Below are 12,868 nucleotides of genomic sequence, written 5' to 3'. Positions count from 1 at the left end.
ATCAGTGCCGGGAGCATATGCCGGATCTCAACCCCAAAAAACTTTTTTATATAAGGTTTTGGGCTACAGTAACAATGCTCCGAAGTGCTTTATAAACATCTGCCATTTCCTCGGCAATATATTCAACACTGGTAGGGCCTACTTTTTTCACACCGGGAATACAGGCCACGGTTTCTGCCATAACCGCTTGATACAGTTCCAATTTCAGAACCGGTGAAGAAGACGGTTTTTTAATAGGATATTTTTTCACATCTTTTAATGCATTTTTAACGGCTTCACTATATAATTTTTCTAATTTTAAAAAAGAAATATTTTTCGCACAATACCTAGATAATGCTTTTTTGACAGCTACGGTTTCTATGTCTCCAATTTCCATTTTCACATCCTGTGTCACTTTTTCATCTCCTGACACCAATACAACAGGAACCCCAAAACCACCGGCAACTAAGGCATTGAGTCCCACTTCTCCCAATTCTTCTTCATCAATATAAAGATTCCTAATGACCCTACCAGCATAGGTATGATCAAAAATACCCTTCTCCGTTCCTGCCTTTGGGTGGTAGCCTATCAGCATAACGCAATCAAAGCTTTCATCGATCCCTTCCATCATGCTCAAATCCTTAGGGTACCCACTAATAAGGCTCACTTCTGGATTCAGTTCTTCGATGATAATGTTATCCATGGGACCGTGAGAATCATTGATGACAATTTCACTAGCTCCATTCTGTAATAAGTATTGACACAGCAAGTTCACTTCTTGGGTCATCAGTTTCCGAGCTCGTGTATAGTCCTCACTTTCCCCGCCAATTTGCCTAGGGGACACAACACCCCAAATGCCTTCTATATCTGCTGATACATATATTTTCATGTCAATTCTCCTCTCAATGTCATCATAGTTCTTAAACAATTGTAAATCGGAAGCCCTTGAAAAAACAAGAAATGTCAACCATCACCTCCATTGACTCCCGATCAATCTACCCTGATTTTTCTCAAGTAACGCTCCCTTTCGGAGAGCTACTTTTCCATTTACCAGCACATACTCGATTCCCTCCGGCGGGTTGGCTGGATGATTAAAATCAGCCCGATCTCTCAGGGTTTCTGGATTAAAAACAACCACATCGGCATCGAACCCAATACTAAGGGTTCCTTTCTGTATTCTTAATTTTTCTGCCGGGAGACAAGTGCATTTTGCTATTGCTTCCGACAAACTAATATTAATTTCCCCCTGAATGACTCCCCGAAGAAAACGTGGGAAAGTACCAGCTGCCCTGGGATGACCTTGGTGATTTTTGAGCATTCCATCACTAGCAATCATTACAGAAGGATGTTCTAATGCGATGTTAACCTCTTCCTCATTCATCACATGGGCAATGGTGATGGTTTCCGGTCGTTCTTTTCGCAACTGATGAAATCGTTTTTCTGTACAACGCTGACCTGCATGTTCCCCGTCAGCAATTTCTATCTGATCATAATCAATCTGATACCGCTCTAGAAAACCATCATCATAGGTTGTTTGACCAATGCCAGTGCTAAAAGCAGCATAGGGATAGCAATCTGATGAAACATTCATTCCCTGGCTTCTGGCGTCATCTATGAGAGAAAGAAAGGCTCTCATTTGTCCAAAAGCAGCCATACTACCAATATGAGAAAAGTGCACAGCCACTTCCAGCTCTTTTCCTATACTTAGGAGTTCTTGAGCAGCTTCAAATACCCCACTGGCATCATCCCGAATATGAGCAGCAACAAATGTTTCTGTTCTGGCGGCTTCTTTGGATATTGTCACCATCTCCTCCTTAGTGATTCCTGGTATATACCGAATACCGTAGGAAATCCCCAAGCATCCAATGTCTAGAAGCCATCCAGCAGAAGCGTTCATTTCAAATATTTGATCGTCTGCAGCCTTGCTGTATCGATCTGTCACTCCCACCGCCTGACGAAGTGAAGCATGGGGCACCAGCATACCAAAATTCACTGGCAGGCCTTGACGTTCCACTGCATCTAGATAACCAGGGATGTCTTCCGGTCCAGTACCGCAGTTACCACCTATGGCTGTGGTCACTCCCATACGGAGCATAGACTGGAATGTGTCGGTTTGGAATGTATCTTGCTCTTCATCATATGGGTCTTCATGCATATGTATATCTACAAATCCAGGGCATACATACAAACCCTTGGCATCGATTTCTTGTTCCACAGAAAAAGGACTTGATGAAATCTCTTGAATTTTGCCATCTTCTATTAATATGTTGAGTTGAGAGAAAATTCCGTTAGCCGGATCAATGACCCAGCCGTTATTGATTGCTATTGGACCCACTCTCCAGCCTCCTTTTGGCGAAAAATAGTACCGACACCCGTAATACTCTCTTTTAATGGACCGTCGTAATCCCCATGCTCTGGATTTAAACTGTTAATGATAACACCATTGGCAGAAGCCCTGGAATGAATATATTTATCTCCCCCAATATACATGGCGATATGACCGGGAAAATAGATCAGATCAGCCGGCTTAATCTCCTCTAGAGAAATGGGGTTTAGAAATGTCTCTTTAAGCACAGCGTCTCTGTAAATGAGCAGACCATTGAGTAAGTAGCTGATAGATGTCAGACCTGAACAGTCCAAACCAATGGGCGTCCGACCACCCCAACGGTATTGACTCCCCTGATAGCTTAGTGCAGTTTGCACCAGTTTTTTACGCAACAATTGTTCTTCCCCGTTGCTTGGATCATTGGTAGGGTACAAATAGGGTTGGGCAAAATCCTTACGGATCCATCCCTTATCTCCCCCTGGTCTTTCTACTTCCGTCCATTCTTCAGATTCCCTTCCCGTAAGTATTATCCTGGATCCACGAACCAATGTCTGCTTCACATGATACTGATATCTAGGACCTGCCAACACATCTGCTGAAGCCTTGATGATCACATCTTGAGCCCGTTCTTTCCAATAAGCCGCTCTTTCTTCATCCATTATCATGTGCCTTTGGTGGAGGTATCCTTCGTATCCATAGTCCGTTCGAATCAGATGCCAGCCACCGCCTGAATCCTTCAATCTAGACACTACCATGCCAGCAATGGCTTCGTCAGCCATTTCACTATCTGGGGCCGGTTTCAGCTGTATGGGTGCTGTGGTGCTTTTAACCAGTGCTAAGGCTGGTGATTGATTAGAAAAATAGTCATATGCCAGCTTGGATATCTTCCCAATGATTGTTTTTGCTTCTAGATTATCCGCTGCTCCGTTGACAAAAACCCCAATAAGGTATGACATATCAGATAAGAGCACCCATCCTACATCATGGTTCAGATTCGGCAGGTCACCGGTTTTATGAGCCACTTTTACTTTTTTGGGTATAAACCGACGCAACATTTCTCGATCCTGCTGATTGAATAAAATATCCATCATGCGGCGACACATCGGAGGTGAAGCAGCCTGCTCCGTAACGATAAGCTCCATCATCCTGATGGCATCCTCTCCATGGGTAAGGTTTTGTCTTCCCTCTTTAGCTGCTTTAAAATCCAACATTTTACGACTGAGGACTGTTTCCTTTAGACCTAACTTTTCAGCTCTTTGATTAATGTTTTCAAACCCAAGAAGATCAATCAATACATTGGTAGCAGTGTTATCACTGACAGTGATCATCAACTGTACTAAATCAACAAATTGAAAGGTATTTTCTTCGAGATCTGTGGTCATGCTATGGGGAATCTGATCTTGTTTAGGGATTGTTAGGGACTGATTCAACTGAAATTTCTTTTCTTCTACTTGACAAAATGCCTCGATCATAATCAAAAGCTTTATGATACTAGCTGAGGGCATTTTATGGGTGTCATTCAAACGTATCACCCACTGGTTACGACTCATATCTTTGATGGAAACAGACACCTGGGCTTCTGTTTCCATTAATACTTCTAGTATCTGCTCTTTGAGCATATAATGCCTCCTTTCCTCTACATTATTTCCGCCATTCTCTCCCGCTGCAACCGTTATATGCTCCTGTACTCAAGGCAATGAAAATTTGCCTCATGGGGTCTTATTCATATAGATGACAATATACAAAATGACCTGGGTTCGCTTCTGTCATAACTGGCACTTTTTCTGAGCAGATCTCCATGCATTCTGGACATCTGGTATGAAATACACAGCCTGAAGGGGGATTGCTAGGACTCGGTACATCTCCCTTCAACACTGCCTTGGATGGCGTGTGATCCACGTCGGCTACTGGAATCGCCTTTAGCAATGCCTTTGTATAGGGATGTAGTGGGTTTTCAAAAAGCTTATCGGTTTCGGTCAATTCTGCCATTTTCCCAAGATACATAACCCCAACTCGGTCGGAAATATGCTTGACCACTGAAAGGTCATGGGCAATAAATAAATAGGTCAAGTTTAATTCACCCTGAAGCTTTTTTAATAGGTTAAGAATCTGACTCTGGATAGAGACATCTAGGGCACTGACTGGCTCATCGCAGACTATCATCCTGGGTTCAAGGCATAATGCCCGGGCAATCCCCACCCGTTGACGTTGGCCTCCTGAGAATTCATGGGGGTAGCGCCCTATATGATATCTGTTTAACCCCACCATTTCCATGAGACTCTCTATCCTTTCCTCTACCTCTGGGCCACTGGCTAGATTATGATATCGAATAATTTCCCTAAGCATGTCACCAACAGTTTGTCGAGGATTCAGGGATCCATAAGGGTCTTGAAAAATAATCTGAACATCCTTACGATATTCTTTCATCTGTTTTGAGGTAAATTTAAAAATATTTTGCTCTCGGTAGGTCACAGCACCCTCAGTATGTTTTACCAAGCGAAGAATGGTTTTTCCTGTAGTGGTTTTCCCACAACCAGACTCACCTACTAGACCAAGGGTTTCCCCTTCTAAAACATGAAAACTAATATCATCAACAGCCTTGACCTGTCCCACAACACGGGAGAGAACACCGCCTTTGATGGGATAGTATTTTCTTAAATTTTCAACTTTTAGCAAGGTTTTTTTCTCACTATCCATATGACGACTCCCCCTTTACATTACGAGGATAAAAACAACGGGCTTCATGTCCTTCACTGATGGTGATCAGTTCGGGTTCTTCTTTTTCACAACGCTCAGTAGCAAATTCACAACGATTATTAAATTTACATCCAGGTGGTGCATCTAAAGGACTGGGAACACTTCCTTTTATTTCATAAAGCACGTCTTCCTTTTCTGTTAATTTAGGAATTGATCGTATCAAACCCTCTGTATAGGGATGGTGTGGTTTCTTGAAAATATCTCTTACAGTTCCTGTTTCAACGATCCGTCCTGCATACATCACAATAACTCGCTCACACATTTCCACAACCACTGCTAAATCATGGGTTATCATCATAATTGAGGTGGACATTTTCTCTTTTAAATCTTTCATCAGTTCCAGGATTTGAGCTTGAATGGTCACATCTAGGGCTGTGGTTGGTTCATCGGCAATGAGAAGCTTGGGGTTGCACGTAAGGGCCATGGCAATCATGGCTCGCTGTTGCATACCGCCACTTAACTGGTGGGGATACTCATGAACCCTTTTTTCCGGCGAAGAAATACCCACCAGTTTAAGGTACTCAATGGATTTTTCCCAAGCTTGTTTACGACTTAATCCTTGGTGAAGGCGTAGGGGCTCTGAAAGCTGATTTCCAATGGTATATACTGGGTTCAGTGACGTCATGGGCTCCTGAAAAATCATTGAAATGTCATTTCCTCGGATTTTTCGCATCTGTCGATCAGAGAGCTTGACTAGATCCTGGCCGTTAAATTCAATGGATCCGCGAACTTCACCGGGGTCCAAAACTAAACCCATAATCGATAAAGCAGTCACACTTTTTCCACATCCAGATTCACCAACAATCCCTACGGTTTCTTTATGTTTTACGTGGAAACTTATACCATCTACGGCCCGGACTTTCCCCGCCGGAGTGCTGAATTCTGTCACAAGGTTTTTTACTTCAAGAAGATTGGCACTCAAAGAATCAACTCCCTCTGTCTATTCTTTCATTCTAGGATCCAATACGTCCCGAAGGCCGTCGCCCAGAAGATTAAAACCTAGGATCACTACCATCAATGCTAAACCAGGAAAGGTAACAGACCACCAGGCCGTACGCATATACTGTCTTTCTAGAGACATCTGAAATCCCCAAGTGGCCTGATCCGCTGTGGCTCCTAGGCCTAAAAAGCTAAGTCCAGCTTCCGCTAAAATGGGTGTGGCAATGCCCATGGTGGTATAAACAATGATGGTGGCCAAGCAGTTAGGAAGTATGTGCTGAAACATGACTTTCCCATCGTTATATCCCAGTGCTCGAGCTGCCTGGACGTACTCCCTTTCTTTTAGAGACATACTTTCACCTCTCACCAGTCGCGCAAACATTGGCCATCCACTAATGGTAAGGGCAAATATAACATTTTCAATCCCTGGCCCTCGAACAGCCATAATCGCCATGGCCAAAATAATTCCAGGAAAGGCAATGAATGCATCAACAATACGCATCATAAAAGCTTCAATTCTTCCACCGTAATACCCTGCAACGAGACCGTATGGAATGCCAATAACAGCTCGAAGTGTTACCACCGCAACTCCTACTAACAAAGAAATACGAGCCCCAATAAAAATTCGACTCAGCACATCACGACCAAAAAAGTCAGTGCCTAACAAATATTGTCCTCCTGGTGATTGATGGGCATTGATAATGTTTTGCTTAAAAGGGTCGTGGGGTGTGATGAATTTTCCAAAAATAGCAATGAGAAGAAAAAATATGACAATCACAAGACCAAAAATGGCTGTGGGATTTTTCTTAAACCGGCGTATGGCGTCATCCCGAAAACTGGTACTGCGTTTCACAGGGACTTTCACTTCCGCCTCTAATTTTGAATCAACTGAACTCAAGTCTTCAACCTCCTTTTTTATGATTGGTCCTTTGATTCCTAGTCATATCGTATTCGAGGCTCAAGGAATCCATAAATAATGTCGGTTATGATATTAACAATGATAAAAATCATGGCAAAAATAAATAAGTTACCCATTATCATGGGAAAATCTCTGGCTAATAAACGGTTATAGGCAAATCGGCCAATACCTGGATAAGCAAAAACAGTTTCAACAATAACAGAACCACCTAAACGATAGCCTAACTGAAGACCAATGACTGTGACCACTGGTAACAGAGCATTTTTCAAGGCATGTTTATAAATAACAATTTGTGCCCGAAGCCCCTTAGACCGAGCAGTACGAATGTAATCCTGCTTCAGTACTTCTAACATGGCAGAGCGGGTCATACGGGTAATCAGTCCTGCAGAAGCCATGCCCAGTGCCAATGATGGCATAATAAGGTGAGCTAATGTGCCAGACCCACTTGCTGGCAACCACTGCAACTTATATGAAAAGAGCAGCATCATCATCAGAGCAAACCAAAAACTAGGTAGGGAAATCCCTAGAAGTGCAAATCCTCTGGCGAAGGAATCAATAAATGTGTTTTGCTTCACCGCAGACAATATACCGATGGGGACACCGATAGCAATTGATACCACAAAGGATGCCATTACCAAATATAAAGTTGCTGGTAAACGCTGAATTAAAGTAGAAAATACTGGACGACCATCTTGCAATGAGTAACCTAAATCACCTTGCAAAAGACCAGTTACCCATGACAGATATTGCTGGTGGATGGGTTCATTTAGACCCATGGCCTCTCGTATGGCCTCAACCTGTTCTATGCTGGCACCTTCCCCTGCTCTCATGATTGCCGGATCTCCCGGCATCAGATGAATCAGTGAAAAGGTAATGACCGTTACCAGGAATATCACAGGAATCGCTTGAAGCAAGCGTTTTGCAATATATATATGCATATAGTCACGCTCCTTGTTGTTTTTTACTCCCTATGGAGCCTATATTTAGTCTTGATTAAAATTCAAGAAAATGATTTCGATAAAAGCAGAACTTTTCTACTATATAAATGGAGCAGGCAGAATAAAACCACCTGCTCCTTTACACACTCTTACTGAGTTAGTAAATTATTTCCAATATGCATCCTTTAGGCTTCGACTTCGGATAACATAATTGTAATCATATACAAAGTCTTTGTTCCAAGCCATAAATACCTGGCTGTTACGTAGGGGCACATTATAGGCATCTTCTGTCATCACTTTTTGCGCTTGAGAATATAGGGCTTTTCTAGCATCTTGATCATCAATAATGGTAACAGCTTCTTCCACTAGAACATTGAACTCAGGGTTATTGTAAGCTGTTGTACCTGTACCATTAATGAATCGACCCATGAAATCATGAGGATCGTACATACCGGTAGAGCCCATGTGATACAGCTGATAATCTCCATTAAGAATTTTTTCAAGGGCAGAACTAAACTCCATGGTATCCGCCTGTAGTTCAATGCCTACCTCTGCATAATAACTTCGAAGCATTTCTCCTAGTTCAACGTTTTCGGAACTGTTGGACATGGTAATGCTCACGGTTAGTCCGTCACTATATCCAGCTTCTGCTAGAAGTTCCTTTGCTTTTTCTGGATTATAGGCATATTTGTAGGTAGCATCATCATCATATGCCCATGTTCCAGCCATAATAGGGTTATGCATGACACTAGCTGTTGGCCAGATATGTTTTACAATAGATTCTTTATCTATGGCATAGTTTAACGCTTGTCGGATCCGTACATCATTGAGAACATCACTTCCCTCATAGGCATGATTGATGGCAATAGGGAAATAATTAAGCGTTGGAGAAATCACCACTGTAAAATCAGGATTATCATTTAGAATATCAAGTTCTCGTTCAGGTGGCGGCGCTAAGTCGATGTTTCCAGCAAGCAGCTCAGCATAGCGAGTTTCATGCTCTGGAATTTCTCTTCTGACGATGGTTTCTAAAATAGCTGGTCCTTCAAAATAATCATCATTTCTCTCTAGGGTAATGATATTATTAGGGATCCATTGCGTTAACTTGTATGGCCCAGTACCCACAGGATTAAAACCAAAGCTTCCTTCTTCCCCATCATAAGGCTCAGAAGGTGCTAAATGTGCCGGCACAATAAATCTTCTAAGGCTGGTCCACGCTGCTGCATTTGGATTTTCTGTTGTGAATTTTACAGTGTACTCATCTAATGCTTCAACACTATTAACAGAAGTACGACTTCGATGTGGTGAGCCAAAGTTCTCATCTAGGATGGCTTCATAGGTAAAAACCACATCACGGGCGGTGAAAGGTTCACCATCATGCCACTTCACATCTTCTCGTAGGGTAAAAATATAAGTCGTATCATCAGGCGTTTCCATGCCTGTCGCTAAATCAAACTGCATTACTAAGTTTTCATCTGGATAAATCAATGAATTAAATATCAATTCTAACACTTCTCCCGAATAGGCAGAGGTTGTCAGACGTGGGTCTAAAGTATCAGGATCCTGTGTGGCACCCCATATCAGATCTGTTCTTGGCTCTTCCACAACAGATTCTTCTCCATTTCCATTTTCACCTGCGGTCTCTCCAGCACCCCCACACCCTACAAGAGCCAGTAAAAATGTTAGTAAAATAGCTACTGTTATCCATTTCACATTTTTTTTATACAATCTAATTCCCCCTTTTTATTTAACTGTTTTTCATCTTCCAATTACTTTGTCTTAAAATAAGAAAACTGCCTAGTACGTTGCCTCTCCGTGTCTAAATCTTACCCTCCTTTATCAGATGATTTTGGCAACGCTTCAAATTATGAGAATCTTCAACAAATTCTATATTATGTGATATTATGCAAATATTGTACCATTAATTCTCTCAATATTATCTATGTACTCTCTCTCCCTTTGTTTTCAATGTTTTTCATTATACATTATTTTTTATTTAGTTCTTCACTTTAAACCCAAGAGCCCTTATGAGTGAATAACATAAGAAAACAGTCCGCTAAAACGAACTGTTTTCTTATGTTTGATTATTTTTTTTTTAAAGTCTCTATTTAGTCCATTATAGCTAGTTGTTAATTTATTCCGTTTTTTGGGACTAATTCCGCAAAAACGGACTTGCTAGTCTCTTCTCCCATCTTCAATAATTTTATATTCTTTAATCTTTTCATAAAACCTCGTTTTTGCAATTCCCAATTGTTGCATTGCTTTTTTACGATTTCCTTTAAAATGCTTCAATGTTTCATTTATTAGCTCTTTTTCACATTTCCGAACCGCTTCTTTTATTGTGGGAAGTGGGGCTTCCTCATATTGATACTGAACAAAGCTGTCAGTAACCTTAACCATCATCTGTCCAGATAGTAGGATGCGACTATCCGATAGATGCATTGCCCTTTCTAATGTGTTTTCAAGCTCTCTGATATTTCCTGGCCAATGATATTTCCTTAATTTTAGCAATGCTTCTGCCGAAAGTAATTTTTCTTCAACACCAGCTTGCTGACAGGTCCTGTGGAGCAGCTTTTTAACTAGCAATTGAATATCATCTTTACGCTGTCTTAAAGGAGGAATCCATATGGGAAGTACGTTGATCCGATAGTAAAGATCTTCCCGGAACCGCCCTTGTCGCATTTCTTCTTCTAGGTTGCGATTGGTTGCTGCTATAATCCGGACGTTTACATTGATTTTTTCATTACCCCCTACTCGGTAAAAACTTCTATGTTGAATCACATGTAATAATTTAACTTGAAGAGCTGAAGGCAATTCACCTATTTCATCTAGGAAGAGCGTCCCCCCATCTGCAACTTCAAAAAGCCCTTTTTTACCTTCTTTGTTAGCACCTGTAAAGGCACCTTTTTCATAACCAAACATCTCACTTTCAAGTAAATTCTCCGGTATTGAGCCACAGTTAATCTGAACAAATGCCATACTTTCCTTTTCTCCTGCCCGATGAATTGCTTTTGCTAATATGGTTTTCCCAGTTCCACTTTCTCCAAGAAGTAATACATTGGAAGAAGTTTTGGCAGCTTTTGCCGCCATCATTCGTATATGCCGCATTTCTTCGCTATCTCCGATGATTTCTGGGAATGCCTCCTTGGCAGCATCTTCTCCCATCAGCCTGTTTTGTGCAAGCTCAAGATTATGTAGGGCTTCACTTCTTTCATGAATCACCTGTTTAATCTCCGTAACGTCTTCCACCTTTAACACGGCACCTCTTCCTTTCCGCCCCTTATTAACCGGGATGAGGGAACACAATGTTTGGCGGCCATTTATTTCTGCAAAGCGGTTTTGATATCCAATTCCACTACCCTTAGCTGCTTGTATGAATTCTCTAATCACCGGAGTCTCATCATGGATATCCAACAAATGCTTACCAAGAGCATTTAAATGTTCCTCCTGATTTCCCTTTGCACGGAATGTTTTACCTTTGAGTAATTGTCCTATGGATTCCTTACGGACAGAATAGCCCCGCTCCTGATAAAACTTCACCGCACCGCTTTGACCTTCAAGCACAACCATGTGACCCACTGCTTTCATATAAGGCATGTCAAACTGTTGATTTCCTACCTCTATGCGAATCAACTTTTCATTGAATTTAATCTCTACATTGATAGAGCGTTGTTGAAATTCCGTATTAAGAACCAAATTTTCGCTATAACCTGTGTTTTTTAGTATCTTAAATTCTCCTTTATTAATTTTACTTTCAAAGATGCCTACCGCCACCACCGCATCTCCAGACTGAACTGCTTTGGGGGGTATACCGATAGATGTCAAGGATGTGGTATCGAGATTTCCATCGTCTTCTCCCAAACAATTATCAGCAATGATCACCAGGTCACCTGGTTCAATACGTCCATTAGAATGCTCATGATCTTGTTTGTAAATGATTCCAAATATCTTTTTTGCTTTTTGGTTATACAAACGAATAACACCATGATGATCGATATAAATGAACCCTTCCATCATCATATCTGTAAATAGTCTGACGTCTGATTCTTGAAAAATCAAAATAGCACCCCCTCGTTATCTTTACACCATGATGACATGTAGCAAATTCTTCCGTTTAATTACTTGAACTTCATCAACTGCCTCTTAAAACTATTCTCTATATTACAATAAATTCCCTTTAACTTTGCTACTATTTTATAATTTCAATGATTAGATCCTAAATTGATTGGTTTTTCTTGTTTCCGTTTAAAGTCTGTGCCATAGATAAACAATAAAAAGTGATGAATTTGGAATAGTGTATTCCTGTGGATACGAACACCTTCTCTAAACATAAAGCATAGGATATTGTAAATCCAATGAAAGGAATGATCACTGTGAATAATACTTACCAACCATATCCTTATTATGCTGATACACCTATGTATGACCCATATACTCTGTATCATATTTATGGAACCTATCCATACCCTTACTGGGGTAACCCACCAATGTATCACCCAGGCCCTCCAAAGCACTGTATTAAATTAAAAGATTATGGACCAGAACCCTTTGTCCTTAATATCCAGGAGGCGACTAAGCAAAATAATACTTTCCGTACCGCTTTATGGACAGGAGAATATCTACAACTTACCTTAATGAGCATTAATCCTGGGGATGACATCGGTTTAGAAGTTCATCATGATCATGATCAATTCATACGTATTGAACAAGGTCAAGGGATTGTTAAGATGGGAGATAAAAAGGATATGCTAGATTTCCAAGAAAAAGTCTATGATGATTATGCAATATTTATACCCGCTGGTAAATGGCATAATCTGATTAATACAGGCTGTAAACCGCTTAAATTGTACTCTATTTATGCGCCGCCTGAGCATCCCCATGGCACGGTTCATGAAACAAAAGCAGATGCAGAAGCTGATGAAGATCATCACTGCCATTAGATTCCAAAATTTCTCAGTACTGTATCGGACTTTCATCGATGAGTAAGCGCCCATGCTGGGCACACATACA

The 12,868-nt window shown here is 41.2% G+C and carries 10 protein-coding genes; 1 reads left to right on the top strand and 9 read right to left on the bottom strand.

From position 1 onward, the window contains the following. Nucleotides 1-46 precede the first annotated feature (46 nt). The 9 genes from AMET_RS10220 to AMET_RS10180 form a co-directional block, all read right to left on the bottom strand. A complete protein-coding gene (locus AMET_RS10220) occupies nt 47-868 on the bottom strand; it encodes a M55 family metallopeptidase (RefSeq protein ID WP_012063209.1) in 822 nt (273 codons plus the stop codon). 81 nt (nt 869-949) lie between these two features. Continuing rightward, the gene (locus AMET_RS10215; RefSeq protein ID WP_012063208.1) at nt 950-2,314 is read right to left on the bottom strand and encodes an N-acyl-D-amino-acid deacylase family protein; all 1,365 of its coding nucleotides are present in this window, start codon (nt 2,312-2,314) and stop codon (nt 950-952) included. Beyond that, nucleotides 2,302-3,924, bottom strand: coding sequence for a serine hydrolase (locus AMET_RS24320; protein ID WP_012063207.1), 1,623 nt, complete (start codon nt 3,922-3,924; stop codon nt 2,302-2,304). The genes AMET_RS10215 and AMET_RS24320 overlap by 13 nt, the downstream gene beginning before the upstream one ends. A gap of 100 nt (nt 3,925-4,024) precedes the next feature. Then, nucleotides 4,025-5,002 carry an ABC transporter ATP-binding protein gene (locus tag AMET_RS10205; protein WP_012063206.1) on the bottom strand — a complete coding sequence of 326 codons (978 nt, stop codon included), beginning with the start codon at nt 5,000-5,002 and terminating at the stop codon, nt 4,025-4,027. After that, nucleotides 4,995-5,984, bottom strand: coding sequence for an ABC transporter ATP-binding protein (locus tag AMET_RS10200; protein WP_012063205.1), 990 nt, complete (start codon nt 5,982-5,984; stop codon nt 4,995-4,997). Before AMET_RS10200 ends, AMET_RS10205 begins: the two co-directional genes overlap by 8 nt. 18 nt (nt 5,985-6,002) lie before the next feature. Then, nucleotides 6,003-6,899 (bottom strand): ABC transporter permease, encoded by an 897-nt coding sequence (locus tag AMET_RS10195; RefSeq protein ID WP_012063204.1) that lies wholly within the window; start codon nt 6,897-6,899, stop codon nt 6,003-6,005. Nucleotides 6,900-6,937: 38 nt separating this feature from the next. Next, nucleotides 6,938-7,858, bottom strand: coding sequence for a nickel ABC transporter permease (nikB, locus tag AMET_RS10190; RefSeq protein WP_012063203.1), 921 nt, complete (start codon nt 7,856-7,858; stop codon nt 6,938-6,940). Nucleotides 7,859-8,023: 165 nt separating this feature from the next. Then, nucleotides 8,024-9,586 (bottom strand): ABC transporter substrate-binding protein, encoded by a 1,563-nt coding sequence (locus AMET_RS10185; protein ID WP_012063202.1) that lies wholly within the window; start codon nt 9,584-9,586, stop codon nt 8,024-8,026. 447 nt (nt 9,587-10,033) lie between these two features. Beyond that, nucleotides 10,034-11,917 carry a sigma-54 interaction domain-containing protein gene (locus tag AMET_RS10180; RefSeq protein WP_012063201.1) on the bottom strand — a complete coding sequence of 628 codons (1,884 nt, stop codon included), beginning with the start codon at nt 11,915-11,917 and terminating at the stop codon, nt 10,034-10,036. 305 nt (nt 11,918-12,222) lie between these two features. Between AMET_RS10180 and AMET_RS10175 the strand changes: the two genes are divergently transcribed. Beyond that, nucleotides 12,223-12,798, top strand: a complete 576-nt coding sequence (locus AMET_RS10175) for a cupin domain-containing protein (protein ID WP_083761095.1) — start codon at nt 12,223-12,225, stop codon at nt 12,796-12,798. The last annotated feature ends 70 nt before the right edge of the window (nt 12,799-12,868 follow it).

It is taken from the genome of Alkaliphilus metalliredigens QYMF (genome assembly GCF_000016985.1).
Classification (GTDB): Bacteria; Bacillota; Clostridia; order Peptostreptococcales; family Natronincolaceae; genus Alkaliphilus_A; species Alkaliphilus_A metalliredigens.
Note: the sequence above shows the minus strand (reverse complement) of the source record. Positions and strands in the feature narration are given on the sequence as shown.

Excerpts from the sequence above, each read along its gene's own strand:
- AMET_RS10205 (WP_012063206.1), bottom strand. The coding sequence starts at position 5,002 with ATGGATAGTGAGAAAAAAACCTTGCTAAAAGTTGAAAATTTAAGAAAA.
- AMET_RS10175 (WP_083761095.1), top strand. The coding sequence starts at position 12,223 with ATGATCACTGTGAATAATACTTACCAACCATATCCTTATTATGCTGAT.
- nikB (WP_012063203.1), bottom strand. The coding sequence starts at position 7,858 with ATGCATATATATATTGCAAAACGCTTGCTTCAAGCGATTCCTGTGATA.
- AMET_RS10220 (WP_012063209.1), bottom strand. The coding sequence starts at position 868 with ATGAAAATATATGTATCAGCAGATATAGAAGGCATTTGGGGTGTTGTG.
- AMET_RS24320 (WP_012063207.1), bottom strand. The coding sequence starts at position 3,924 with ATGCTCAAAGAGCAGATACTAGAAGTATTAATGGAAACAGAAGCCCAG.